26 protein-coding genes and 1 riboswitch are annotated in these 24,210 nt (G+C 69.0%); of the genes, 13 read left to right on the top strand and 13 right to left on the bottom strand.

Annotated features, from left to right (window positions below; translation table 11 throughout):
- The first annotated feature begins 255 nt into the window (after positions 1-255).
- Both ACWCO2_RS09540 and ACWCO2_RS09535 read left to right on the top strand, forming a co-directional pair.
- Positions 256-2,019, top strand: a complete 1,764-nt coding sequence (locus ACWCO2_RS09540; protein WP_450127262.1) for an MFS transporter — start codon at positions 256-258, stop codon at positions 2,017-2,019.
- A 227-nt stretch (positions 2,020-2,246) separates the two neighbouring features.
- Entirely contained in the window at positions 2,247-2,723 is a 477-nt protein-coding gene (locus tag ACWCO2_RS09535) for a DUF2771 family protein (RefSeq protein WP_450127261.1), read from the top strand.
- 187 nt (positions 2,724-2,910) lie between these two features.
- Here the strand turns inward: ACWCO2_RS09535 and ACWCO2_RS09530 are convergent, their stop codons facing one another.
- Positions 2,911-3,306, bottom strand: coding sequence for a cold-shock protein (locus ACWCO2_RS09530; protein ID WP_450127260.1), 396 nt, complete (start codon positions 3,304-3,306; stop codon positions 2,911-2,913).
- A 230-nt stretch (positions 3,307-3,536) separates the two neighbouring features.
- Between ACWCO2_RS09530 and ACWCO2_RS09525 the strand changes: the two genes are divergently transcribed.
- Positions 3,537-3,743: a hypothetical protein gene (locus tag ACWCO2_RS09525; protein ID WP_450127259.1), complete on the top strand. Its 207-nt coding sequence runs from the start codon at positions 3,537-3,539 to the stop codon at positions 3,741-3,743.
- Here ACWCO2_RS09525 and ACWCO2_RS09520 read toward each other — a convergent pair whose 3' ends face one another.
- Positions 3,744-4,364: an HAD family hydrolase gene (locus tag ACWCO2_RS09520; protein ID WP_450127258.1), complete on the bottom strand. Its 621-nt coding sequence runs from the start codon at positions 4,362-4,364 to the stop codon at positions 3,744-3,746.
- A 104-nt stretch (positions 4,365-4,468) separates the two neighbouring features.
- Here ACWCO2_RS09520 and ACWCO2_RS09515 point away from each other — a divergent pair, with 104 nt between their 5' ends.
- The gene (locus ACWCO2_RS09515; RefSeq protein WP_450127257.1) at positions 4,469-5,428 is read left to right on the top strand and encodes a R2-like ligand-binding oxidase; all 960 of its coding nucleotides are present in this window, start codon (positions 4,469-4,471) and stop codon (positions 5,426-5,428) included.
- A 175-nt stretch (positions 5,429-5,603) separates the two neighbouring features.
- Here ACWCO2_RS09515 and ACWCO2_RS09510 read toward each other — a convergent pair whose 3' ends face one another.
- A complete protein-coding gene (locus ACWCO2_RS09510; RefSeq protein WP_450127256.1) occupies positions 5,604-7,220 on the bottom strand; it encodes an AMP-binding protein in 1,617 nt (538 codons plus the stop codon).
- A gap of 178 nt (positions 7,221-7,398) precedes the next feature.
- Here ACWCO2_RS09510 and ACWCO2_RS09505 point away from each other — a divergent pair, with 178 nt between their 5' ends.
- The 3 genes from ACWCO2_RS09505 (at position 7,399) to ACWCO2_RS09495 (ending at position 9,078) form a co-directional block, all read left to right on the top strand.
- Positions 7,399-8,187, top strand: a complete 789-nt coding sequence (locus ACWCO2_RS09505; protein ID WP_450127255.1) for a PhzF family phenazine biosynthesis protein — start codon at positions 7,399-7,401, stop codon at positions 8,185-8,187.
- Positions 8,188-8,324: 137 nt separating this feature from the next.
- Positions 8,325-8,726, top strand: coding sequence for a YccF domain-containing protein (locus tag ACWCO2_RS09500; protein ID WP_450127254.1), 402 nt, complete (start codon positions 8,325-8,327; stop codon positions 8,724-8,726).
- Positions 8,727-8,805: 79 nt separating this feature from the next.
- Positions 8,806-9,078 carry a hypothetical protein gene (locus ACWCO2_RS09495; protein WP_450127253.1) on the top strand — a complete coding sequence of 91 codons (273 nt, stop codon included), beginning with the start codon at positions 8,806-8,808 and terminating at the stop codon, positions 9,076-9,078.
- Between the two features lie 33 nt (positions 9,079-9,111).
- Here the strand turns inward: ACWCO2_RS09495 and ACWCO2_RS09490 are convergent, their stop codons facing one another.
- From ACWCO2_RS09490 to ACWCO2_RS09470, 5 genes are all read right to left on the bottom strand, one after another.
- Positions 9,112-9,876 (bottom strand): HAD-IIA family hydrolase, encoded by a 765-nt coding sequence (locus ACWCO2_RS09490; protein WP_450127285.1) that lies wholly within the window; start codon positions 9,874-9,876, stop codon positions 9,112-9,114.
- 26 nt (positions 9,877-9,902) lie between these two features.
- Positions 9,903-10,991, bottom strand: a complete 1,089-nt coding sequence (locus tag ACWCO2_RS09485) for a sulfate/molybdate ABC transporter ATP-binding protein (protein WP_450127252.1) — start codon at positions 10,989-10,991, stop codon at positions 9,903-9,905.
- On the bottom strand, positions 10,988-11,758 hold the full coding sequence (locus ACWCO2_RS09480; protein WP_450127284.1) for an ABC transporter permease: 771 nt from the start codon (positions 11,756-11,758) through the stop codon (positions 10,988-10,990). Before ACWCO2_RS09480 ends, ACWCO2_RS09485 begins: the two co-directional genes overlap by 4 nt.
- Positions 11,759-11,841: 83 nt before the next feature.
- On the bottom strand, positions 11,842-12,591 hold the full coding sequence (modA, locus tag ACWCO2_RS09475) for a molybdate ABC transporter substrate-binding protein (RefSeq protein WP_450127251.1): 750 nt from the start codon (positions 12,589-12,591) through the stop codon (positions 11,842-11,844).
- A complete protein-coding gene (locus ACWCO2_RS09470; protein ID WP_450127250.1) occupies positions 12,588-12,989 on the bottom strand; it encodes a TOBE domain-containing protein in 402 nt (133 codons plus the stop codon). The genes modA and ACWCO2_RS09470 overlap by 4 nt, the downstream gene beginning before the upstream one ends.
- A 184-nt stretch (positions 12,990-13,173) precedes the next feature.
- On the opposite strand from ACWCO2_RS09470, the gene moaA reads away from it, so the two are divergent.
- The 3 genes from moaA (at position 13,174) to ACWCO2_RS09455 (ending at position 15,873) form a co-directional block, all read left to right on the top strand.
- The gene (moaA, locus tag ACWCO2_RS09465; RefSeq protein WP_450127249.1) at positions 13,174-14,232 is read left to right on the top strand and encodes a GTP 3',8-cyclase MoaA; all 1,059 of its coding nucleotides are present in this window, start codon (positions 13,174-13,176) and stop codon (positions 14,230-14,232) included.
- A 4-nt stretch (positions 14,233-14,236) separates the two neighbouring features.
- Positions 14,237-14,518 (top strand): MoaD/ThiS family protein, encoded by a 282-nt coding sequence (locus ACWCO2_RS09460; protein WP_450127248.1) that lies wholly within the window; start codon positions 14,237-14,239, stop codon positions 14,516-14,518.
- Between the two features lie 579 nt (positions 14,519-15,097).
- Positions 15,098-15,242: riboswitch (cyclic di-AMP (ydaO/yuaA leader) on the top strand.
- A gap of 1 nt (position 15,243) precedes the next feature.
- Complete coding sequence (locus tag ACWCO2_RS09455) at positions 15,244-15,873, top strand: transglycosylase family protein (protein WP_450127247.1); 630 nt, start codon at positions 15,244-15,246, stop codon at positions 15,871-15,873.
- 128 nt (positions 15,874-16,001) lie between these two features.
- Here ACWCO2_RS09455 and ACWCO2_RS09450 read toward each other — a convergent pair whose 3' ends face one another.
- Complete coding sequence (locus ACWCO2_RS09450) at positions 16,002-16,826, bottom strand: SDR family NAD(P)-dependent oxidoreductase (protein WP_450127246.1); 825 nt, start codon at positions 16,824-16,826, stop codon at positions 16,002-16,004.
- A gap of 117 nt (positions 16,827-16,943) precedes the next feature.
- On the opposite strand from ACWCO2_RS09450, the gene ACWCO2_RS09445 reads away from it, so the two are divergent.
- Positions 16,944-17,537, top strand: a complete 594-nt coding sequence (locus ACWCO2_RS09445; RefSeq protein WP_450127245.1) for a TetR/AcrR family transcriptional regulator — start codon at positions 16,944-16,946, stop codon at positions 17,535-17,537.
- A 91-nt stretch (positions 17,538-17,628) separates the two neighbouring features.
- Here the strand turns inward: ACWCO2_RS09445 and ACWCO2_RS09440 are convergent, their stop codons facing one another.
- Together ACWCO2_RS09440 and moaC are read right to left on the bottom strand one after the other, a co-directional pair.
- Positions 17,629-18,543 carry a molybdenum cofactor biosynthesis protein MoaE gene (locus ACWCO2_RS09440; RefSeq protein ID WP_450127244.1) on the bottom strand — a complete coding sequence of 305 codons (915 nt, stop codon included), beginning with the start codon at positions 18,541-18,543 and terminating at the stop codon, positions 17,629-17,631.
- Positions 18,544-18,649: 106 nt separating this feature from the next.
- Positions 18,650-19,123 carry a cyclic pyranopterin monophosphate synthase MoaC gene (moaC, locus tag ACWCO2_RS09435; protein WP_450127243.1) on the bottom strand — a complete coding sequence of 158 codons (474 nt, stop codon included), beginning with the start codon at positions 19,121-19,123 and terminating at the stop codon, positions 18,650-18,652.
- Positions 19,124-19,156: 33 nt separating this feature from the next.
- Between moaC and ACWCO2_RS09430 the strand changes: the two genes are divergently transcribed.
- Complete coding sequence (locus tag ACWCO2_RS09430) at positions 19,157-19,513, top strand: hypothetical protein (protein ID WP_450127242.1); 357 nt, start codon at positions 19,157-19,159, stop codon at positions 19,511-19,513.
- A 63-nt stretch (positions 19,514-19,576) separates the two neighbouring features.
- Here ACWCO2_RS09430 and ACWCO2_RS09425 read toward each other — a convergent pair whose 3' ends face one another.
- Complete coding sequence (locus ACWCO2_RS09425) at positions 19,577-21,031, bottom strand: malic enzyme-like NAD(P)-binding protein (RefSeq protein WP_450127241.1); 1,455 nt, start codon at positions 21,029-21,031, stop codon at positions 19,577-19,579.
- A 213-nt stretch (positions 21,032-21,244) separates the two neighbouring features.
- Complete coding sequence (locus ACWCO2_RS09420) at positions 21,245-21,430, bottom strand: hypothetical protein (protein WP_450127240.1); 186 nt, start codon at positions 21,428-21,430, stop codon at positions 21,245-21,247.
- Positions 21,431-21,658: 228 nt separating this feature from the next.
- Here ACWCO2_RS09420 and ACWCO2_RS09415 point away from each other — a divergent pair, with 228 nt between their 5' ends.
- Complete coding sequence (locus ACWCO2_RS09415) at positions 21,659-23,911, top strand: helicase-associated domain-containing protein (RefSeq protein ID WP_450127239.1); 2,253 nt, start codon at positions 21,659-21,661, stop codon at positions 23,909-23,911.
- Positions 23,912-24,210 lie beyond the last annotated feature (299 nt).

Genomic DNA, 24,210 nt, shown 5'->3' with positions numbered 1-24,210 from the left:
GCTGCTATGGCGCTCCAAAGGACTCACGGTCATACCTGCGCAGGGCAACGCTCGGAGCGGCCGCTGCCCTGTGGTTGGGAGCCGCGGTTCGCGGGTCGGATCAAGATCACTCGATCGGCGGAGATCTTGGGCTTGAAGATCACTGGATCGGGTTGCGGGTGTATCTGTCGGGCGGGTTCGCTCCTCTTTAACTCTGGGGCCGGAAAACGGCGGAACACGATCAGAGCGGGAGCGGGGTGATGCAGGATGAAAAGCATGGGTTCGCGACGCCATGACCAGCGCTCGGACTCACCGCGCGCCGGCTGGGGCGCCGGGCATCGCGGCAAGCGCGGCTCCTACGACGACGGCGGAGGCGCAGCGCGCTGGGGCTCGCCCGCGGAGCGGGCTGACGCTTCCGCGGAGCGGGAGCGCGGGAGTGAGCACGCGGAGCGGGCGGAGCGTGGGGGCGGCGGTCGCGAGCGCGCGGAGCGCGGTGAGCGGGCGGAGCACCGGTTCGAGGGCGCGAGCCGCGGCGCGGAGCGCCCCGGGAGGGGCGCGACGCGGTACCCGTGGGAGGAGGATCCGGACTACGAGCGGCCGCGGAGCCGGTCGCGGCGGCTGCCTCCGCTGCCCGAGGATCACCCGGCGCGCGAGCGCGAGGAGGAGCCCGAGGTCGAGAAGCCTCGTGGGACCGCACCGCCGACGAAGCTGACAGTCACTCGGGTTGCTGCTTGGCGGAGTCGAGATCTGACGCAGCGGGCGATGCGGATGTTCTTCTCGCTCGCGCATGCCGATGGGGCTGAGCGGTCCGGGCTCGCGAAGTTCACCTACGCCGTGATGGGCAACTACGCGGTGGACGCCGCGATGGCGGTGGCGCTGGCCAACACGCTGTTCTTCTCCGCCGCCACCGGCGAGAGCAAGGACAAGGTCGCGCTCTACCTGCTGATCACGGTCGCTCCGTTCGCGGTGATCGCACCGGTCATCGGTCCGGCGCTGGACCGGTTGCAGCAGGGGCGGCGGTACGCACTCGCAGCGTCGTTCGTGGTCCGGGTGCTGCTCGCCGTCGTCATGGCGTTGAACTTCGACAGCTGGCTGCTGTACCCGGCGGCGCTGGGCTGCATGGTGCTGTCCAAGTCCTTCGGCGTGCTCAAGGCGGCGATGACGCCACGCGTGCTGCCCTCGCAGATCACCCTGACCAAGGCCAATTCCCGGCTGACCGCGTTCGGCATGGCGGCCGGCGGCATCTTCGGCGCGATCGCGTCGGGCTTCGCGTTCCTGCTCGGTTCCGAGGGCGCGCTGTGGTTCATGGCCGCGATGGCCGCCGGTGGCGTGTGGCTGTGCCTGCGGATCCCGGGCTGGGTGGAGAGCACCGAGGGCGAGGTGTCGGCGTCCATCGGCGGGGAGCCACAGACCAAGAAGGTGCCGCTGAGCAGGCACGTCGTGGTCGCGCTGTGGGGCAACGGCGGCATCCGGGTGCTGACCGGGTTCCTGACCCTGTTCGCCGCGTTCGTGATCAAGCAGGGCACGCAGCACGAACCGGTCATGCAGCTGGTGCAGCTCGGTGCGGTCGGCGGCGCCGCTGGGGTCGGCAGCTTCCTCGGCAACGCGCTGGGTTCGAAGATGCACTTCGGCAAGCCGGACCGGGTGATCAACGCCTGCCTGGGCAGCGCGTTGGCCGTCGCGGTCTGCGCCGCAGCGCTGGCCGGACTCCCGCTGGCAGTGGTGGTCGGCCTGGTCGGAGCGACGGCGAGTGCGCTCGCCAAGGTCTGCCTCGACGCGGTGATCCAGCACGACATGCCGGAGGAATCCCGGGCTTCAGCGTTCGGCAAATCAGAGACGATCTTGCAGCTAAGCTGGGTCTTCGGCGGTGCGCTGGGCGTTCTGCTGCCACCGGTCTACTGGATCGGCTTCCTCGTCGTGGCCGTGCTGCTCGCACTCGCGCTGGCTCAGACGATCACGGCGGGTCGAGGCGGCACCCTGATCCCCCGGCTGCGGAGGAAGGCTGAACCAGCCACTGAACGAGCAGCCGCCAGGTCGTAGTTCTTGTCTTTGAAACGCCGAAGGCGTTTAGCCCACCTACGACACTTGCACCGCCGCGGGTTCTCAGACTGTGCCCGCCCGACTTGGGCCCTTGGCGAGGACAGCCCGTTTCGCCGTGTATTGGACATACATCAGAACGCCGATCCCGCAGCCAGGCGGCGTCTGAGGTTCCGCCACCCGCACCGCCGCGCAAAACGAGGCTGGTAACAGGCTTGTAGGCTCGAACTGTGCATCGTGGACTGAAGTCGCTGCTGGCCGGAGCGAGCGTGGTGCTCGCCGCCGGTTGTGCCGCGCCGAGCGAACCGCAGGTCACCTTCTACTCCCACGGGAGGTCGGTGGAGGTCGCGCCCGCCCAGTACTGCGACCCGAACGGGGAGAAGTGCACGGGATCGCCGGAGTCGGTCGGCAAGCTGCGGGTTCCCGACGGCTCCCCGCTGCAGATCTCGGTGCCTGGCAAGGTCGCCGAGACGCCGTGGCAGGTCGTGTTCCTGTACCGCGGGGCCAACGGCCAGGAGCTGGACGGCCGCAGCCCCGTCTTCGCCCCGAACGAGCGCCACGCCTACACGCTCCAGGTGCCGCCGGACGGCGTCCACCTGGAACACGTCGAGGTCCAGCAGTTCTCGGCGGTCCTGACCCCGGGCGCCGACGGCGGTGTCGACTTCGGCATCGGCGGCAGCTGGGTCCTCAACGTCGAACAGCAGTAAGTACCTGTCATTGCACTCGTTTTGCATGGCGGTGCGGGTAGCGGAACCTCAGCGCCCGCCTGGACTGCGGGTGCCGACTTGATGTATGCCAGCTCGTTCTGCCATGCAAAACGGGTTCGACGCCAGGTTCTAAGAGGCTAAAAGGCCGGGCCCACCCTCGGTGCGCCCGGCTTCTCGGTGGCTGTCGTCAGTTGTTGCCCGGGTCCAGCTCTCGGGCGACCGCGCGCACGACCTCACCGATGCGCTTAGCGGTCTTGCGGTCCGGGTAGCGACCGCGGCGCAGGTCGGGCTGGACCTTCAGCTCCAGGAGCTTGATCATGTCCTCGACCATGCCGTGCAGCTCGTCGGCGGGACGGCGACGCGCCTCGGCGACCGAGGGCAGCGGGTCCAGAAGCTGCACCTTCAGCGCCTGCGGACCGCGGCGGCCCTGCGCCATGTCGAAGTCGACGCGCTGGCCGGTCTTGAGCGCTTCCACGCCGGACGGCAGCGCGGAGGCGCGCACGTAGACGTCTTCCCCACCATCCTGGGTCAGGAAGCCGAAGCCCTTGTCCGCGTCGAACCACTTGACCCTGCCGGTCGGCACTGTCCTCACCGTTCCCTGTCGAATGCACTGGCCCGGTTTCCAGGGCCTCCGTCGTCCGTCACATCGCTTCCGCCACGCGGAACCGAACGGCTCCGGCACGACGAACGCGCCCCGACTACGCTCGCAGTTGCACATGCCGGGACGCGTTATTCAAGCGTACCGCGTACCGGGATGGGAAGACCCCGCCTTGCGCAGCAGGGTTGACCAGGGCACCCGATACGCTGCTGGACATGGCAGCTTCCGCCCGCAGGTCCGCAGCCCTCCCGGTCTCGATCACCATGTTCGCCCTGGGTCTGCTGGCCATCATCACGATCTTCGCGCTGTTCGCCCTCGGTTACGGGAACTTGCCCGTGTGGCTGAACCTGGCGACCCTGCTGTGCCCGGCCGGGTTCATCGTCGGCGTTGTCGCGACCGTCCTGCACAGCCGCAAGCGCTGATCAGACCTGCTGCTCCAGCCACGCCGGGAACTCGGTGAGGTCGCGCAGCACGACATCCGCCCCGGCTTCGGCGAGCTGCTCGACGCTGTAAGGCCCGGTGGACACCGCGACGGCGGTCGCGCCCGCGGTCCGCGCGCCGACGATGTCGCCGAGGTGATCGCCGACGTAGCTGGTCGCGCCCTCCTCGCGCAGCACCTCGCCCTTGGCAGCACCGAACACGTCCCCGACCAGCAGGTCGACCTCCCAGCCGAACGCCTTGAGGTGCAGCTCCGCGTTGGGCTGGTGCTTGCCGGTGATCACCAGCGTCCGGCCGCCCAGTTCGCGGACCGCCGCGAGCGCCTCGGTCGCACCCGGCAGCGCCTTCGTCTCCTCGACCACCGCGGTCGGGTACACCGAGCGGAAGTGTCGGACCAGCTGCTGCGCCATGTCGTCGTCGAAGCCGTAGCCGCGCATCGCGTCGATGATCGGCGGGCCGAGGTTCGAGGCGAAGTGGTCGCCGTCGAGGGCCAGGCCGAACTCGCGGTTGAGCTCCTCGATCGCGCGGACCATGCCGGGCCGCGGGTCGATCAGGGTCATGTCCAGGTCGAAGCCGACGGTCGGGCCGGTGCGCTCTGCTGCCACGCGAACCACCCTACGGAGGGACGCCCCTGCTCTTGACGCGGAACTATCCAGTATCGAAACTCTATTCGTAATCCTTCTCACATTCGGCGAGCTGGAGTCGTTCAATGACGAGCACGACCACGCACCCCGCCCACCGCGAAGGCTTCCACTCCCTGCGCGGCCTGAACTGGGACTCGCTGCCGCTGCGCCTGTTCAGCAAGGGCAACGCGAAGTTCTGGAACCCCGCGGACATCGACTTCAGCCAGGACGCCGAGGACTGGCAGCGGCTCACCGAAGACGAACAGCGCAGCGTGGCTGGCCTGTGCGCGCAGTTCATCGCCGGCGAGGAAGCCGTCACCGAGGACCTCCAACCGTTCATGGCCGCGATGGCCGCCGAAGGCCGCTTCGGCGACGAGATGTACCTGACCCAGTTCGTCTTCGAGGAGGCCAAGCACACCCAGGTCTTCCGGCTGTGGATGGACGCCATCGGCCTCACCGAGGACCTGCACTGGGTCGTCGAGGAGAACCCCGGCTACCGGGAGATCTTCTACAAGGCGCTGCCCGAATCGCTGCACGCGCTGCACTCCGACCCCAGCCCGGAGAACCAGGTCCGCGCGTCGGTCACCTACAACCACGTCGTCGAGGGCACCCTCGCGCTGACCGGCTACTACTCCTGGCACAAGATCTGCGTCAGCCGCGGCATCCTGCCCGGCATGCAACAGGTCATCAAGAGCATCGGTGACGACGAGCGCCGGCACATGGCGTGGGGCACCTTCACCTGCCGCCGCCACGTCGCCGCCGACGAGAGCAACTGGGGAGTGGTCGAGGACCAGATGTCCCGGCTGCTGCCGCACGTGGTCGAGCAGATCCAGTGGCGTCCGGACAACATGCCGGAGGAGCTGCCGTTCGACCTGGACAAGGACGAGCTCACTGCCTACGCCACGGACCGGGCGACCCGCCGGCTCGGCGCGATCTCCAGCGCCCGCGGCATGCCCCTGGCCCAGATCGACGTCGACGCCTCCCCCGAGAAGCTGGAAGACCAGTTCGGCGAAGAAGACGCCGCCGAACTCGCCAAACTCCGCTGACCCACCACCCCAGTCCCGACGCGATTTCAATGGAAATTGGACATCCGATTTCCATTGAGCCTTTTTCATCACCGGGGTCGTCCACAGGTGTCGGCGTGTCCGGGGCATGACACGCCGACACCTCCCGCAAGTTCCATTGAAATTGCGTTCCCCGGACGCACCGCCTGGGTGGGACTCAGCGGCGGTCGAGGATGTCCTTGGAGATCTCGCGCATCTCGATCTTGCGGATCTTGCCGGTGACGGTCATCGGGAACTCGTTCACCACGTGCACGTAGCGCGGGATCTTGTAGTGCGCCAGCTTGCCGGTGCAGAACTCCCGCAGCGTCTCGGCCGTCAGCTGGTCGGCGCCCTCGCGCAACCGGACCCAGGCCATCAGCTCCTCGCCGTAGCGCGTGTCCGGAACCCCGATGACCTGCGCGTCCACCACATCGGGGTGGGTGTAGAGGAACTCCTCGATCTCCCGCGGGTAGATGTTCTCGCCGCCGCGGATGACCATGTCCTTGATCCGCCCGGTGATGCTGACGTAGCCGTCGGCGTCCATCACCGCCAGGTCCCCGGTGTGCATCCAGCGCGCCGCGTCGATGACCTCGGCGGTGCGGTCCGGCTGCTCCCAGTAGCCCAGCATCACCGAGTACCCGCGAGTGCACAGCTCACCCGGCATGCCGCGCGGCACGGTCAGGCCGGTTACCGGGTCGACGACCTTGACCTCCAGGTGCGGACCGACTCTGCCCACAGTGGACACTCGGCGTTCCAGCGAGTCGTCCGCGCGGGTCTGCGTCGACACCGGGGAGGTCTCGGTCATGCCGTAGCAGATCGACACCTCCCGCATCCCCATCCGGTCGATGACCTGCTTCATCACCTCCGCCGGACACGGCGAACCCGCCATGATCCCGGTGCGCAGCGAGGACAGGTCGAAGTTCTCGAACTCCGGGTGCTCCAGCTCGGCGATGAACATCGTCGGCACCCCGTACAGCGCCGTGCACCGCTCGGCGGCGACCGCGGACAGCGACGCGACCGGGTCGAAGCCCTCCGCCGGGATCACCATCGCCGCCCCGTGGCTGGTGCAGGCCAGGTTGCCCATGACCATGCCGAAGCAGTGGTAGAACGGCGGCACGATCGCCACCCGGTCGACCTCGCTGTAGTTGCACAGCTCCCCGACGAAGAACCCGTTGTTCAGGATGTTGTGGTGCGACAGCGTCGCGCCCTTCGGGAACCCGGTGGTGCCCGAGGTGTACTGGATGTTGATCGGATCGTCGGCGGAGAGCTCGATCGCGGCCAACCGCTGCGGGTCCGGGGTGGCCCCGGCCAGCTGGTCCCACTCCGGATCGTCCAGGAACACCACCTGCTCCAGGCCGGAGCACTTCGGCCGCACCTTCTCGACGATCTCGACGTAGTCAGAGGACTTGAACGACTTCGCCGAGATCAGCATCCGGATGCCGGCCTGCTTGAGCACGTACTCCAACTCGTGCGCCCGGTAGGACGGGTTGATGTTGACCAGGATCGCGCCGATCTTCGCGGTCGCGTACTGGGCCAGCGTCCACTCCGCGCGGTTCGGTGCCCAGATCCCGACCCGGTCGCCCTTGCCGATCCCGGCGTCCAGCAGGCCGACCGCCAGCGCGTCCGTGTCGGCCACGAATTCCCGGTAGGTCCAGCGACGACTGGTCGCGCACTCCACCAGGGCGTCCCGTTCGGGGAACCGCGCGGCGATCCGATCGAGGTTCGCCCCGATCGTCTCCCCCAGCAGCGGCACCTCCGAAACGCCCGAGTCGTAGCTGAGCTGGACGGTATCCACGGCGACTACCTCCCGACGAGCACGTGAGACGGATCACCCATCTTGTTCTCGAGATCCCCCACTCGGCCACCCCCGAACGCGGGTATCCCCGACACGCCGCCCTCACCCCAAAACCACCCGATTCGCCCCCGCCACAACCCCGCCACCAGGCAGGGGGTGAGCGGCATAGGGTCTGAGGGTGCGTGCTTTTGTCGTGGATGCCTTTACCGACACAGCCTTCGCCGGGAATCCCGCTGGGGTCGTGCTGCTGGACTCCCCCGCCGAGGAGGCGTGGATGCAGTCGGTGGCCGCTGAGCTCCGGCACTCCGAGACCGCGTTCGTCGTGGTCGGAGAGCCAACGGACGAGCCCAAGCCGCTGCGGTGGTTCACGCCGACCACCGAGGTTCCGCTGTGCGGGCACGGCACCCTCGCCACTGCGCACGTGCTCGGCGGCGACCAGCGGTTCGACACCCGCAGCGGCGTCCTGACCTGCACTGCACTGGCCGGCGGCTGGATCGAGATGGACTTCCCCGTCGACCGGGCCGAGCCGGTGGAACCGCCGGAGACCCTGGCCGCCGGGCTCCCCGGCGTCACCGTCGTGGAGACGGCGCAGGCCTCGACCAAGGTGCTCGTGCGAGCCGAGTCTGCCGCCGAGGTCCGCGCGGTGCGGCCGGACTTCGCGGCGCTGGCCACCGTCCCGTCCCGCGGCGTGATCGTCACCGCGCCCGGCGACCGGCCCGGCGTCGACTTCGTCAGCCGGGTGTTCTCCCCGCAGGTCGGCATCCAGGAAGACCCCGTGACCGGCTCCGCGCACTGCACCCTCGCGACCTGGTGGGCGGACGAGCTCAACCGCGCCCCGCAGGACACGACCTTCGTCGGCGAGCAGGCCTCCGTCCGCGGCGGCATCGTGCGCATGGCGCTTCGCGGCGACCGCGTCGGCCTCCGCGGCCAAGCCACCACCGTCCTCAGCGGCGACCTGCTCGTCTGACCACAGTTTCAATTGAAACTGTAAAACCCACCCACGGCGGATCACAGTTTCAATTGAAACTGTGGTTCCGAGACCCAGCGGAGGACTGAGGGGAAACCCTGATTCACCGGGCGGCGGGCTAGTGGCACCGTAGAGGTATGCGGTTATTGCTGAACGTCATTTGGTTGGTCTTCGGGGGCTTGTGGATGGCGCTGGGGTACGTGTTGGCCGGGATCCTGCTGACCATCACGATCATCGGCATCCCGTTCGCGATCGCCTCGTTCCGGATGGCGAACTTCGCGTTGTGGCCGTTCGGACGGCGTCTGGTGGACGAGCCCACCTCGGGCGCCATGGCCGGCATCGGCAACATCCTGTGGCTGGTGCTCGCCGGGTGGTGGCTCGCGCTCGGGCACATCGTCACCGGCATCGCGCAGTGCGTGACGATCATCGGAATCCCGCTGGGCATCGCCAACTTCAAGCTGATCCCGGTCTCCCTGATGCCGCTGGGCAAGCGGATCGTGGACGCCGACGACGCGTACGCGTTCATGCGCGCTAAGTGATTTTCGGCACACCGGCGTACTAGAGACGGCTCCGAATGCCTCTCTCTTACGTCAGCCCAACGCCGATGTGGGGGTGCCCGTGATCACCGAACTCGAGCTGGAGCGAGTCGCAGCCGCCATCGAGCGCGCCTTCCGGCACCCCGGGGCCGCCGACTGGGCCGAAGTGGAGCGCCTGCGGTTGCAGGCCGACCTGTTCGACCGGCTGGCCGCCGCGCAGCGCCACTGGTCGAGCTCGTTGGCCCGCCGCGCCGAACTGGTGCGCGACGCGGCCGAGCGGATTGCCGACGAGCTCAACCACGTCACCAGCGCCATCGACCTGCCGTCCCAGACGGCCACCAACCGCACGTCGTGAATGCGCAGCCCCGCCGCGCACTCACGACCGCGGTCACGACTTGAACGGGTCCAGGACGTTGTCGACCAGGGCGGCCACGGAGCTGACCACCTTCGTCGGCCGGTAGGGGAACAGCTCGGCGGTCGACTCGTCGGCGATCCCGGACAGCACCAGGATCGTCTTCAGCCCGGACTCCAGGCCGGACCGCACGTCGGTGTCCATCCGGTCACCGATCATCAGCGTGTTCTCCGAGTGCACCCCCAGGTGCCGCAGCGCCGAGCGCATCATCAGCGGGTTCGGCTTGCCCACGTAGTACGGCGCGCGCCCGGTGACCCGCTCGATCAGCGCGGCGACCGCGCCGGTGGCCGGCAGTGTGCCCTCGCGGCTCGGACCCTTCTCGTCCGGGTTCGTGGCGATGAACCGGGCGCCTGCCTCGACGAGCCGGATCGCCTTGGTTATCGCCTCGAAGCTGTAGGTGCGCGTCTCGCCGAGGATGACGTAGTCGGGGTCCCGATCGGTGAGCACGTAGCCGATGTTGTGCAGCGCCGTGGTCAACCCCGATTCGCCGACCACGTAGGCCGAGCCGCCCGGGCGCTGGTTCTCCAGGAACTGCGCGGTGGCCAGCGCCGAGGTCCAGATCGCCTCCTCCGGGACGTCCAGCCCGGTGCGCAGCAGCCTGGCCCGCAGGTCGCGCGGGGTGTAGATCGAGTTGTTGGTGAAGACCATGAACGGGACGTGGTTCTCCCGCAGCGCCGCCAGCAGGGCGTCCGCGCCGGGCACCATGTGCTCCTCGTGGACGAGCACGCCGTCCATGTCCATCAGGTAGGTCCAGGGGGATGGCTCAGTCACGCCCCCGATGATCCTCCCGATAGCGGGTGGATTGCTACCTCAGCCGCCTTGACCGCGAACCACACCTCGTCATCGGGGGTGAGCCGCAGGTCGGCGACGGCCGCCGGGGTGACGTCCGCGGCCAGCGAGCAGTCCCGCACCACGCCGCGCACCCGCACGACGTCGCCGCGCGGCTCCAGCCCGGCCAGCCGCACCCGGAGCGCGTTGCGCGGGCTGCCACCCGGCGGCTCGCGGTGCACCGCCACGGCGGCAGGCGCGAACACCGCGGCGGCGGGTTCGCCCTGGTCCAGGTCTTCGGCGATGCGACCGCTGAGCACGGTGTCGCCGAACTCGACCCCGTTGTCCTTCGCGATTCCCGGCACCAGGTTGAGCCCGGCGACCCGCGCGGTGAAGGGTTCCTTCGGTTTGGCCAGGACCTCGCGAGTGGGGCCCTGCTCGACGATGCAGCCGTCGAGCAGCACCACCAGCCGGTCGGCGAGCACGACCGCGTCCAGCACGTCGTGAGTAACCAGCACCGTTGGCTTGTCCTGCCGCCTGAGCACTTGGTGCAGCAAGCCGCGCATCGCTGGAGCGGCGTCCACATCGAGCGCGGCCAGCGGCTCGTCGAGCAGTAGCAGCTGAGGGTTGGCGGCCAGAGCGCGCGCCAGGGCGACGCGCTGCGCCTGTCCGCCGGAGAGCTGTCCGGGTCGGCGTGCTGCGAGCTCCGCGACGTCCACTTCGGACAGCCAGTGCGCAGCGATCTCCCGCGCCTTGGCCTTGCTGACTCCGGCCGCGCGGGGCCCGAAGGCCACGTTCTCCAGCGCCGTCATGTTCGGGAACAGCAGTGCGTTCTGCGCGAGCAGCCCGACACCCCGTCGGTGTGTCGGCACGGCGATCCCGCGCTCGGTGTCCAGCCACGGCACACCGTCGAGCTCGACGCGCCCCCGGTCCGGCACCAGCTGCCCGGCCAGCACTGACAGCAAGGTCGACTTGCCCGCTCCGTTCGGGCCGAGCACCGCCAGCACCTCTCCCGGCGCGACGTCGAACTCGGCGCGAAGCGCGAACTCCGCGCGGCGGAACTCGACGTCGGTTCGCAACCCGCTCACAGCCGTCCTTCCACCGCCTTGGGCCGGGCCACCACGATCACCACGAGAGCCACCACCACCAGCAACAACGACATCGCCACCGCAGCGTCCACATCGGACTGGGCAGTGGTGTAGATGGCCAGCGGCAAGGTGCGGGTGGTGCCCTGCAAGCTACCGGCGAAGGTGATCGTCGCACCGAATTCGCCCAAGGCGCGCGCGAAAGTCAGCACCAGGCTCGACCCGAGCGCGGGCAGCAGCAGCGGCACGGTCACCCGCCGGAAGGTCAACCACGGCGCGGCGCCCAGCGTCGCGGCGACCTGCTCGTAGCGCCCACCAGCGGTCCGCAGCGCGCCCTCCAACCCGACCACGAGGAACGGCATCGCGACGAACGTCTGAGCCAGCACAACAGCCGTCGTCGTGTACGGCAGCCGGATCCCGACGACGTCGAGCAGCCCACCGAGCGGACCGGTCCGCCCGAGCAGATAGAGCAGGGCCAGACCACCAACCACCGGCGGCAAAACCAGCGGCAGCAACACGAACGCACGCAGCACGCGCAGTCCACGCATCCGCGACCTCGCCAGCACCAGCGCCAGCGGACCACCGAGCACCAGCGCCAAGCCGGTCGAGATGAGCCCGGTGACCACCGACAACCAAAGCGCGTCCAGCGCGGCCGGACTCAGCAGCAACTCCGGCAGCTGAACCGGATCCACCCTGGTCAGAAGCCCGAGAACGGGCAACACCACCAGCGCCAACGCCAGCACCGCGGGCACCCTCAGCACCACCGGCACCTGGGTCGTACGCGATTTCAATGGAAGTCGGGTACGCGATTTCCGTTGAAACTGGACGTCTGACTTCAACGGGAGTTGCGGGGTCACGAGGTGCCGAAGCCGTGGTTGGTGAGGATCTCGCGGCCGACGGGGCCGTGGACGAACTCGACGAACTCCGCCGCCGCGTCGGGCTGCGGGGCGCCCTTGATGGTGGCGATCGGGTAGTTGTTGACCGCCTGCTCGGCCTGCGGGAAGTCGACCACCTGGACCTGCTGGCCGGCCGCCTTCGCGTCGGTGACGTAGACCAGGCCGGCGTCGGCCTCGCCCGCGATCACCTTCTGCAGCACCGACTTGACGTCGTCCTCCTCGCTCACCGGCTTGACCTGCACACCCGCCGCCTGCGTCACCTTCTGCGTCGCCGAACCGCACGGCACCTGCGGCGCGCACACCACCACGGTGTGGTGGTCACCGGCCAGATCCGCCAGCGAGCCGATCTTTCCCGGGTTGCCGGGCGGGACCACGATCGTCAGCTCGTTCGTCGCGAAGGTCTGCGGGTCGCCGACGAGGTCGCGCACCTTGTCCATGCTCTTCTCGTCCGCCGAGGCGAAGACGTCCGCCGGACGTCCCTGCTTGATCTGCTCGGCCAGCGTCGAGGAGCCCTGGTAGTCGAACTGCACCTTCACGTCCGGATGTTCCGCGGTGAACCGGGCACCCAGCTCGTCGAAGGACTCGGTCAGCGACGCCGCAGCCAGCACGGTCAACGTGCGCTGCTGCTCGGACCCGGCCTGACCGCAGCCGGCCAGCAGCACCAGAGCCAGCAGGGCGCCGGCGATCATCTTGAGCTTCGACATCATCCTTCTCCCGGTGTCTCCACCACGACGTTGGTCGACTTGATCACGGCCACCGCCAGCACCCCCGAGCGCAGGCCCAGCTCGTGCACGGCCTCAGTGCTCATCAGCGACACCACCCGGTGCGGACCGCACTGCATCTCCACCTGGGACATCACCCGGTCCGAGACGACCTCGGTCACCAGCCCGACCAACCGGTTGCGGGCCGAGCGGCCGACGCCGGAGGGATCGGGCGTGGAGCGCGCTTGTTCGCGGGCGAACTCGGCGAGCTCGGCGCCGTCCACGGCGAGCCGACCGGAGGCGTCCCGCTGCGCCTGCAGCTGCCCACCGTCGACCCACCGGCGCACCGTGTCGTCGCTGACGCCGAGGAGTCCGGCGGCTTCTGCGATCCGATATTGCGGCACGTGAAGGACAATACTTCCGCATCTGCGGTGTTATCCAGCGCAGAGTACCCGCAAATCCGGAATATCAACCGGTTTCGTGCGTTCCTCCGACCGAAGATCCCGCCGCGCACGAGACCCTCGTCGATTGCGCACAAATGCCCTCCGACGATCGAAATTGACCGGTGCGGCGCGCTAGGGTCGTGGGGTGACCGCGGTGGACCTGGGAATTCCGTTCGTGCGCAGCACGATCGACACGTCCGAACGACCGGAAACGCCGAAACTGGTGGACCGGTTCGGACGGGTCGCCACCGATCTGCGCGTGTCCCTCATCGACAAGTGCAACCTGCGCTGCACCTACTGCATGCCCGCCGAGGGCCTGCCCTGGCTCAAGCGCGCGGAGCTGCTCGACACCGACGAGATGAACCGGCTGATCCGCATCGCCGTCGAGGAGCTCGCCGTGACCGCGGTCCGCTTCACCGGCGGCGAACCGCTGCTGCGACAGGACCTGGTGGACATCATCGCCGCGACCGCCGTGCTGCCCAACCGCCCGAAGACCTCGCTGACCACCAACGGCATCAACCTCGGCGACTACGCCGAACCCCTGGTGCGCGCCGGGCTGAACCGGGTCAACGTCTCGCTGGACACCCTCGACCGCGCGGTGTTCAAGGAGCTGACCAGGCGCGATCGGCTCGACGACGTGCTGGCCGGGCTGGCCGCGGCCAAGCGGATGCGGCTGGAACCGGTCAAGGTCAACGCGGTGCTGATGCGCGGGATCAACGACCACGAGGCCTGCGACCTGCTGCGCTACTGCATCGAGCACGGCTACCAGCTGCGATTCATCGAGCAGATGCCGCTGGACGCCCAGCACGGCTGGGACCGCTCGCAAATGATCACTGCCGACGAGATCCTGGACCGGCTCAGCGCCGAGTTCAGCCTCAGCCCGGACGTCGCCGAGCGCGGCTCGGCGCCCGCGGAGCGCTGGCTGGTCGACGGCGGGCCTGCGACTGTGGGCGTGATCGGCTCGGTCACCCGGCCGTTCTGCTCGGCCTGCGACCGCACGCGGCTCACCGCGGACGGCCAGCTTCGCTCCTGCCTGTTCTCCACCACGGAGACGGACCTGCGGGGGCCCATGCGCGCCGGAGCCGAGGACGCCGAACTGGTCCGGCTCTGGCAGGGCACGATGTGGGCGAAGGCCGCCGGGCACGGCATGGACTCGGGTGAGTTCGCGCAGCCGTCCCGGCCGATGAGCGCAATCGGGGGTTGAGCGGATGACGGCGATGCCGGAGCAGGTCGAAGTGGTGGCGGTGCAGGTGCGCTACTTCGCAGGCGCACGAGCCGCTGCCGGGGTTCCGGAGGAGACGCTACGCCTGACGGGCCCGACGACCGTCTCGGACGTCATCTCGGCGGTCCTGGACCTGCACGACGAAGGCCTGGCGAAAGTGTTGCCGGCCTGCAGCTTCCTGCTCGACGGAATCGCCGTCCGGGACCGCGGGACCGCTGTTCCCGCCTCCGCGACGCTCGACGTCCTGCCCCCGTTCGCTGGCGGCTGAACCGGGGTCTCCCGAAGCACCTTACTTACTGCGCGCGCGTGCGCGCGCACGTGCGAATACAACATGCCCCGGCATGTCGTACATCCTCTTCCAGGTGACATTTCGGTATCGACGTGGCCGTGTCGATCTTGACCCCGTAATCGCGTCCTTCGGCAGCCTTAACGGCGCCTGATCCAGCGACGCAGATCACTACGCTCCGCTTCGACGTGAACCCCTTTCGTGATCGCCTCCGCACGCCCGCGCACGCCTGCGCGCGCGTGAGCGAGTCGAAATGCCACTCCCCCGAGTGACACAAACGGGTGTGACAGGGATTCCCGGACGGGAGCAATGTGGTGACCCACGCCTCACCCACGGTGATCGATCTCGACTAGAAAACGACTTGGTAACAACGCTCTGATCAGCAGAAACGACACGGATCGGAGCGTCTGCCCCACTTGTTACGTGACCACCGTCACGTGTCAGAAGATTTGGGATCTCCCCGTCGGTTACGTAGTGTCCCTCATCGGTCGGCCCCGAACCGATCAGCAAGAACGGGAAGCCCGCAGCGCCGAACCCTGTCCGGCGGGCTTCCGACCCCCGAAACGAGAAACACCGGACAGGGGCGGGGGACCCATTCCCGGGCTCCCCGAAGCCCTAGGGGTGAAGCCGGTTCCCCGGAGCCGGCCGGGCTGCCTCTCAGCCCGAACCCGACAGCTGACCTCGCAGGCGCGGCAGGAGAGAGGAACATGGCTCGCTACCAGGGCAAGCACCGCAAGCCTTCCAATACCAGCCGCACCGTTGCCCGTGTCGCCGTCGCCGGCGCGGTGGTCGCAACCCCGATCGCGATCGCCCCGATGGCAAACGCAGCCGACTGGGACACCCTCGCGCAGTGCGAGAGCAGCGGTAACTGGAGCATCAACACCGGCAACGGCTTCTACGGCGGACTGCAGTTCACCCAGTCCACCTGGTCCGCCTTCGGTGGCACCCAGTACGCCAGCAGCGCCCACCTCGCGTCCCGCGAGCAGCAGATCGCGGTGGCCGAGAAGGTCCTGGCCGCGCAGGGCGCCAACGCCTGGCCGGGCTGCACCTCCAAGACCAACTGGGTCAGCGGCAGCACCAAGACGAGCACCGAGGTGCAGACCCAGAAGCCGGTCAGCACCCAGTCGCAGACCCAGACCAAGACCAAGAAGACGACCCCGACCACCAAGTCGACGGTCAAGACCAACGGTGCGGACTACACCGTGCAGCTCGGCGACACGCTGAGCAAGATCGGCGAGAAGTTCGGCGTCAGCTACCAGAAGATCGCCGAGCGCAACTCGAACATCATCAGCGACCCGAACATGATCTTCCCGGGTCAGCAGCTCGACATCAAGTGATCTGGTCGGCCGGCTGAGCCGGTCGGCGAGGAGTACGTGTCGTACCCCCCGACACGGCACGTACTCCGCCCCTCTCGGGACCCCCACCGCACGCCCCCAGCGGTGGGGGTCCCGTCATTTCCAGGTGTTCAGTCCGCCCGGCGGCTGAGGTGCTCCCACTTCGCCAGCTCCGCCACGACACCGCGGTTCATCTCGTCGACCATGTCGTAGGCGGCGCCGCCGAGGATCAGCCGCTTCGGCGGTTCCGGCATGTCCACCACCTCCATGACGACCTCGGCCGCCAGCTGCGGGTCGAAGTCCTCCGACTCGGACCACAGGCCTTGCAGCCACTCGCGCAGCGGGGCGTACGCCTCGTGCTCCTCGGTCATGGTCAGGCCCCTGGTGAACAGCTCGGTCTGATAGCCGCCCGGGCCGAGGATCGTCACCTTGATCCCGAAGCGCTCCACCTCCATTGCCAGCGCCTCGCTCATCGAGTCGAGAGCCGCCTTGCCAGCCCCGTAGAGCCCGGCCGCCGCGAAGCCGCCGTACGGGCCCATCGACGAAACGGCGAGGATGTGCCCGGAGCCCTGCCTGCGCAGGTGCGGCACGACCGCTTGACTCACCCAGAGCGCGCCGAAGAAGTTGGTGTCCAGGTGCGCCCGGGCCTGCTCCTCGGTGACCTCCTCGAGCATGCCGAGGAAGGAGCTCCCGGCGTTGTTGACCACGACGTCCAGCCGTCCGAACGCCGCCACCGCCCGCTCGACGCCGGCGAAGACCGCGGCGCGGTCGGAGACGTCCAGGGAGAACGCGACCAGGCGGCCGTCGCTGGTCGCGACCAGCTCGTCCAGCGGCGTGACGTCCCTGGCGATGCCGACGACCTGATCGCCCGCGGCCAGGGCGGCTTCGGTGAACGCCCGGCCGAGTCCGCGGGCGGCGCCGGTGATGAACCAGGTGCGGGGTTCGCCGTCTCGCATGCGTTGCCTCTTTCGATTTACCGAGACGATACGGTCCGTCTCGCGTTGGTATCAGCATGCGCCGGATTCGCCACTCGTGTCAAGACGAAACGTCTCGTTTCGGGATAGCCTGGGCGCGTGCCCCAGGAGAAGCTCCCCAACGCCACCCGTCGCAGCGAGCGGTCCCGGACGGCGATCCTGACCGCAGCGCGCGAACTCGTCAGCGAGGTCAGCTACGCCAAGCTGACGATCGAGGCGATCGCCGCCCGCGCCGGCGTCGGCAAGCAGACGATCTACCGCTGGTGGTCGTCGAAGGGCGCAGTCGTGTTCGACTCGATCCTCGCGCTCAGCGAAGGCGAGAACGGCATCGTGCTGCCCGACACCGGTGACCTCGAAGCCGACCTCAAGACCGTGCTGCGCGCGACGGCGGCCGAGTTCGCCGATGCCGAGTTCGAAGCACCGATCCGAGCGCTGCACACCGAGATCATCAACGACCCGGATCTGGCCGCGACCTACCGCGAGAAGATGGAAGCGCCGATGCGCGAGGCGAAGAAGCAGCGCCTGCGCAGCGCGCAAACCGCAGGTCAGCTCGACGCCAACGCCGACCTCGACCTGGTCCTGGACTTCCTGTACGCACCGCTGACCCAGCGGTGGCTGACGCGCTCGGGTCCGCTCGACGACGCCTTCGCCGACGCCCTCGTCGAAGCGACCCTCCGCGCATTCCCCTCGTGAACCTGTTTTGAACTCGTTTTGCGCAGCGGTGCGGGCAGCGGAACCTCAGCGCCCGCCTGGTCTGCGGGTGTCCTGATTTATGTATGCCAGGTCATGGGCAGTTGACCCATTCCTCGGCACCGTCGTCGAAGACCTGCCGCTTCCAGATCGGCAGGCGGCGCTTGACCTCGTCCACCAGTTCCGAGCAAGCGGAGAAGGCCTGCTTGCGGTGCTCGGCCGCGACCGCGCAGCCCAGGGCGACGTCGCCGATCTTGAGCAGGCCGATGCGGTGTGAGACCGCGATCGCGCGCACGCCGTCGAAGCGCGCCGCGATGTCCTGAGCGACCTCGGCGATCACGTCGTTCGCGCTGGGATGACCGGTGTACTCCAGCTCCTGCACGCCGCGGCCGCCGTCGTGATCGCGCACGACTCCACCGAAGGTCACTACTGCGCCCGCCGCGCGGTGCTCGACCGAGCGGGCCAGGGCGTCGACGTCGATGACCTCCTCGGTCACGTCGGCGCGCAGGACGTCCGCCGCGGCGCGGTTCGGTGTCGCGTGGTCACCGCCGTGCAGCTGGTCGACGGCGTGGTCAATCACCCCTTCGAGCACGCCGAGGCCGTCCTTGACCCCACCGCGCGAGCCCGGGAGGTTCACGATCAGCGTCCGGCCGCTGACCCCCGCCAGGCCTCGGGACAACACCGCGGTCGGGACCTGCGGCAGCCCTGCTGAGCGGATCGCCTCGGCCAGTCCGGGGATCGGGTAGTCCAGCACAGCCGCGGTGACCTCGGGAGTTCGGTCGCTCGGGTTGATCCCGGTGCCGCCCGTGGTGATCACGACGTCGGCGCCGTCGGCGACCGCGCGGCGCAGCTCCTCCCCCACCGGGTCGCCGTCGGGCACCACGACGGGGTCGGACGTCTCGAAACCGCGGGTGCGCAGCCACTCGACGATCACCGGTCCCGTGCGGTCCGGGTACACCCCGGCTGCGGCGCGGTTGGACGCGGCGATCACCCGCGCTGTCATCGTCATGGAGACCTCCTGTGTGTTGCGCGCGACCGGCAGCCGCAAGGCCATCCTCCGCGACCCACCGACCTCGCCTCAAGCAGGTTGAACCGGGCCAGGACGTCGGAGCGGATCAGCGGGTCCAGGTGCCGGTCTTGCCGCCTTCTTTGCGTTCCACTCGGACCTCGTCGAGGACGGCGGACGGGTCGACGGCTTTGATCATGTCGTGGAGGGTGAGGCCGGCGCCCGCGACCGCGGTGAGGGCCTCCATCTCCACCCCGGTGCGGTCCGTGGTCTTGACCGTGGCGGTGATCCGGACTTCGGATTCGCCCAGCTCGAGCTCGACCTTCGCACCGGAGATGGCGATCGGGTGGCACAGCGGGATCAGGTCCGGGGTGCGCTTGGCGGCCATGATGCCCGCGATGCGGGCGGTGGCGATCGCGTCGCCCTTCGGCAGGTCGTCCCGGCGCAGCAGGGCGATCACCTCGGGCGTCGTCCGCACCACTCCGGTGGCGACGGCCCGGCGGGCGGTGGCCTCCTTCTCGGACACGTCGACCATCCGGGCCGCACCGGTCTCGTCGACGTGCGTGAGCTCATCCTGCGCCATGCTCCCGAGCCTAAAGCACTTGAGAACCTGTCTTTGAACTCGTTTTGCTCGGCGGTGCCAGTAGCGGAACCTCAGCGCCCGCCTGGACTCCGGCGCATCAAAGCCGAACACCTGCCGGACACCGCCGAGCACGGCTTCGTGATCGTGCACCGCGGGGAGGACTCCACCTGGCTGCTGGTGCACTGGTGGGAGCAGGACATCCGCTGCCAGCGGCTGCTGCGCTCCGACGACGGCGACCCCTTCGCCCCGGCCAGGGCCCACCTCTTCGCCTGCGTCTGGGAGCTGCACGTCATCGACCACGAACGCCGCGCCTGGGCGTGCCACACCCTGAACCCCGCCCCGGACCACGCCGCCTACCTCAAAGACGCGATCACGGTCGCCCACCCCTGATCAAGAGCGAAGGGCGCCTTCGACCAACTCGAAGGCGCCCTTCACCAGGGACTGCTCCACCCGTCAGAAGTCGATGTCCTCGGCCATGCTCCACGGGAGGGAGGAGCCGCCCTCGGGGGACGGTTCTCCGGACTTGGCCGCGAGGGCTGCCTTCTTGACGGCTTCGGCGACCGCCGGGGAGACCGCCGAGTCGAAGACGCTCGGGACGATGAACGACGCGTTGAGGCGGTCGCCGTCGACGACGTCGGCGATCGCGTTGGACGCTGCGATCATCATGTCGTCGGTGATCTGGTGCGCGTGCGCGTCGAGCAGACCTCGGAAGACACCCGGGAACGCCAGGACGTTGTTGATCTGGTTCGGGTAGTCGCTGCGGCCCGTCGCCACGATCTTGGCGTGCTTCTGCGCCTCGAGCGGGTCGATCTCCGGGTCCGGGTTGGCCAGCGCGAAGACGATCGAGTCGGCGTTCATCGACGCCACATCGTCGGCGGTCAGCAGGTTCGGCGCCGAAACGCCGATGAACACGTCCGCGCCGCACACCGCATCGGACAGGCTGCCGGCCCGGCCGTCCTTGTTGGTGCCCGCAGCGATGGACTGCAGGTTCGGGTCGCTGTCGCCGCGTCCGGCGTGGACGATGCCGTCGATGTCGACCGCGATGATGTCGGCCGGCTTCTTGTGCTGGAGCAGGCGGATGATCGCCGAACCGGCCGCGCCCACGCCGCACACCACGATGCGGCAGTCGGCGATGTCCTTGTCCACCACGCGCAGGGCGTTGCGCAGTGCGCTGAGCACCACGATCGCGGTGCCGTGCTGGTCGTCGTGGAAGACCGGGATGTTCAGCTTGTCTCGCAGCCGGGCCTCAATCTCGAAGCAGCGCGGGGCCGCGATGTCCTCGAGGTTGATGCCGCCGTAGACGGGGGCGATCAGCTCAACGGCGCGGATGATCTCCTCGGTGTCCTGGGTGTCCAGGCACACCGGCCAGGCGTTGACCCCGGCGAACTTCTTGAACAGGGCCGCCTTGCCCTCCATCACCGGCAGCGCGGCCTCCGGCCCGATGTTGCCCAGGCCGAGCACGGCGGAGCCGTCGGTGACCACGGCGACCGCGTTGCGCTTGACGGTCAGGCGGCGGGCGTCCTCGGGATTGTCCGCGATCGCGGTGCACACCCGGGCCACACCCGGCGTGTAGGCGCGGGACAGGTCATCACGGTTGTTCAGCGCGACCCGCGAGTTGACCTCGATCTTGCCGCCGAGGTGGATCAGGAACGTCCGGTCCGAGATCTTGCGGATGCGGACCCCGGACAGTCCGTCGAGGACCTCGGCGAGGTCGTTGGCGTGGTCGGCGGACCGCGCGTTGCAGGTGATGTCGACGACGATGCGATCGGCGTGCGACTCGACGACGTCGAACGCCGTGATGACTCCGCCTGCGCGACCGATCGCACTGGTCAGATCGCCCGCGGCGGTCGTCGACGGCGGAGCCTCGACGCGCACGGTGATCGAGTAACCCGGACCTGGAACCGGCATGGCACACCCCTGTCGAGCGGTACGGCTATGGACTTTGTCGGGTGCCGTTCTCCGGCGGCCCGCCGACCGCCGGAGTGGATCGCTCATCCGGGATGCAAGCCCATCGGGCGTGCTAAACGAGCCGAACTTCACCCACTACGAAAAATCCTAAAACTTTCCCGAGTGTGAGCGACGTCCGGTCCGGTTACCGATGGGTTGCCCTTGACAACCGGGTCACTTGTTGATGCGCGTGACCGGGTGGTGGTACGGCACGGTGTCCTGCGAGAGCGGGAAGGTGGTGTCGCCGAACGGGGACAGCGCGCCCTGCTTGTCGGCCCAGAACTCGCTCACCGCGTGCTCGCCGTCGGTGACCTTCGGCCAAGTCGGGTCAATGCGGTCCTTGTTGGTCTTGCCGGCCACGTCGTCCTCCTGTGCATTCCGGCTAACGGTCCAGGTCCAGTTTGCCGGATGCGGAGGTCAACCTCACCCAAGGGTGTGCATGCCCATATTCCAGTGGTCCCTTTGCGTGGCGGTGCCAGCAGCGGAACCTCAGGGGTTCCCTGGACTGCGGGCGCCCCTCCTCAGGTATGTCCAGCCGGGGTTCTCGACCACGTCCGCGCTGGTGGTTCGCTGGGTATCGTGGTGGGGATGTCTTCGCTAGCGGATTGGCTGCGGGAACGCAGCGACGAGACCCTCGTGGCACTGCTGCGCGCTCGTCCCGACCTCGCGACGCCGCCGCCCCCGGATACCGCGGTGCTGGCCACGCGCATCGGCGTGCGCTCCTCGACGGCGCGGGCCTGCGAAGACCTGGACTCGTTCACCCTCGCCGCATTGGAAGCGCTGGTGCTGCTCGGCGCCGACCTCGCGCCGGTCCGGCTCGACGACGTCGCCGGGATGCTCGGCAGCGAGATCACCCCGCAGCAGGCCCGGCGGGCCGTCGAGAAGCTGCGCCACCTGGCGCTGGCCTGGGGGGATGACGACGCGTTGACCACCTCGCCGGCCGTGCGCGAGGTGCTGCCGAACTTCCCGGCCGGGCTCGGCCGGCGGGCCGAGCACCTGACCGAGGACGCCGCGAAAGCCGCGCTGGCCGACCTCGACGAGGAGGAGCAGCGACTGGTCGGCAAGCTCGCCACCGGGTCACCGATCGGCCGGACCAAGGACGCGGCCAAGGACGTGCCGCTGGCGCAGGCGACGAATCCGGTGCAGCGCCTGCTGGCCAAGGGACTGCTGCTGCGCCGCGACGCCGAGACCGTCGAACTGCCCCGGCAACTCGCGCTCGCCGTGCGCGGGGACGAGCCGATGGGTGAGGTCGAGCCGGACGAGCCGATCCTGGATCTCATCGAATCCGAGCGGTCCACAGTGGACGGCACCGCTGCTGGCGAGGTGCTGGAACTCCTTCGACACGTGGAAGAACTGCTCAACGTCTGGGGCGAGGACCCGCCGGACGTGCTGCGTTCCGGGGGCGTCGGGGTGCGCGATCTTCGCCGCACCGCCAAAGCGATCGACGTCGACGAGAACCGGCTCGGCCTGCTGGTGGAGCTCGCCGTCGCGGCCAATCTCGTCGCCAACAGCGAAGCCACCGAGCCGCAGTGGATCCCGACCTACCCGTCCGACACCTGGCTGGCCTCCCCGCCCGAGCAGCGCTGGGCCGCGCTCGCGCAGGCCTGGCTCGACCTGCCGCGGCTGCCCGGTCTGATCGGCGCCCGCGACGAGAAGGACCGCCTGCTCGGCCCGCTGTCCGAAGACCTCCGCCGTCCGCTCGCACCGAAGGACCGCCGTCGCGTCCTCGACTACCTGGACGAACTCCCCGGCGGTTACGGCGCACGGCCGGACGACGTCGCCGCCGTGCTGGCCTGGCGAGCTCCGCGCCGCGGCGGGCGACTCCGCGACGACCTGGTGCGCTGGACCCTCGCCGAGGCGACGGCGCTCGGGATCGTGGCGCTGCACGCGCTGACCACCGCCGGTCGCGTGCTGCTCGCCGACGGCGGCGCCGAAGCGGCCCGCGTGGTCGCCGACGCGCTGCCCGAACCGCTGGACCACGTGCTGGTGCAGGCCGACCTGACGGTCGTCGCACCGGGGCGCCTCGAACCGGACCTGGCGATCGAGATGAAGCTCGTCGCCGACGTCGAATCCGCAGGCAGCGCAACGGTTTACCGGATCAGCGACGCCAGCGTCCGCCGCGCGCTCGACGCCGGGCACACCGCCGACGACCTGCACGCGCTGTTCCGCACCCGCTCGCGCACGCCGATCCCGCAGTCCCTGACCTACCTGATCGACGACGTCGCCCGCCGCCACGGCCGACTCCGCGCGGGCACCGCCTCGGCATTCCTGCGCTGCGACGACCAGCTGCTGCTGGCCGAGATCATGGCCAAACCGGAGAGCGAAGAGCTCGAACTCCGGCGCATCGCGCCGACCGTCCTGGTCAGTACGCTGCCGCTGGCCGACGTGGTGGAAACCCTGCGAGCGTCAGGCTTCACGCCGGTGGCCGAAGGCCCCGACGGCAACGTCATCGACCTCCGCGAGAGCGGGCGCCGCGTGCGCGGCAAGAGCCGTCCGGCGCAGCCGGCGGGGATCGCGCGACCCAACGCGGAGCAACTGGCGGAGCTGGTTGCGCAGCTGCGCGCGGGAGACCGCGCAGGGGCAGCGCGGCGCGGCAGCGCCGTGAGCCCCGAACGCGGACGGCCGAGCGCCGAAGCGACGCTGCAGCTGCTGCGCGACGCGGCGCGGGAGCGCCGGAGCGTGTGGCTGGGCTTCGTGGACACGCGCGGCGTGCGCAGCGAGCGCGTGGTGCGCCCGGTCAGCGTCGGAGGCGGAGTCCTCCAAGGAGTGGACACGACGAGCGACGAGCTCGGCCACTACCCGCTCCACCGGATCATGACCGTCGCCGTCGTCGAAGACTGACCGATCAACACTTTGCCACGAGGACCTGGGTTTCTTCGAAGACTGGGGTTCGGTCGCCGACGCCCCGACCGCCCTGGTCGAAAGCGGAGCAGCATCGTGAAGATCGAGGTCGACTGCGGCACAGTTTTCCTGATCCCGGGTGGACGCCCGGACTCCCAGGGTCCAGCACGCAATTTCAATGGAAATCAGACGTCTGATTTCCATTGAAATTGCGGAAGTTGTCCACAGGGAGTCGGAGTTGTCCACAGGCCCCGACACGCCGGGTCCCGACACACCGGGGAACCACAGTTTCAATTGAA

This window comes from Saccharopolyspora sp. NPDC002376 (genome assembly GCF_053593195.1).
This window is presented reverse-complemented; position numbering and strand designations above follow the sequence as displayed.

Coding starts and splice junctions, on each gene's coding strand:
- ACWCO2_RS09540 (WP_450127262.1), top strand. CDS start 256: ATGGGTTCGCGACGCCATGACCAGCGCTCGGACTCACCGCGCGCCGGC.
- ACWCO2_RS09525 (WP_450127259.1), top strand. CDS start 3,537: ATGGCAGCTTCCGCCCGCAGGTCCGCAGCCCTCCCGGTCTCGATCACC.
- ACWCO2_RS09515 (WP_450127257.1), top strand. CDS start 4,469: ATGACGAGCACGACCACGCACCCCGCCCACCGCGAAGGCTTCCACTCC.
- ACWCO2_RS09500 (WP_450127254.1), top strand. CDS start 8,325: ATGCGGTTATTGCTGAACGTCATTTGGTTGGTCTTCGGGGGCTTGTGG.
- ACWCO2_RS09490 (WP_450127285.1), bottom strand. CDS start 9,876: ATGGACATGGACGGCGTGCTCGTCCACGAGGAGCACATGGTGCCCGGC.
- modA (WP_450127251.1), bottom strand. CDS start 12,591: ATGATGTCGAAGCTCAAGATGATCGCCGGCGCCCTGCTGGCTCTGGTG.
- ACWCO2_RS09460 (WP_450127248.1), top strand. CDS start 14,237: ATGACGGCGATGCCGGAGCAGGTCGAAGTGGTGGCGGTGCAGGTGCGC.
- ACWCO2_RS09455 (WP_450127247.1), top strand. CDS start 15,244: ATGGCTCGCTACCAGGGCAAGCACCGCAAGCCTTCCAATACCAGCCGC.
- ACWCO2_RS09450 (WP_450127246.1), bottom strand. CDS start 16,826: ATGCGAGACGGCGAACCCCGCACCTGGTTCATCACCGGCGCCGCCCGC.
- ACWCO2_RS09440 (WP_450127244.1), bottom strand. CDS start 18,543: ATGACGATGACAGCGCGGGTGATCGCCGCGTCCAACCGCGCCGCAGCC.
- moaC (WP_450127243.1), bottom strand. CDS start 19,123: ATGGCGCAGGATGAGCTCACGCACGTCGACGAGACCGGTGCGGCCCGG.
- ACWCO2_RS09425 (WP_450127241.1), bottom strand. CDS start 21,031: ATGCCGGTTCCAGGTCCGGGTTACTCGATCACCGTGCGCGTCGAGGCT.
- ACWCO2_RS09415 (WP_450127239.1), top strand. CDS start 21,659: ATGTCTTCGCTAGCGGATTGGCTGCGGGAACGCAGCGACGAGACCCTC.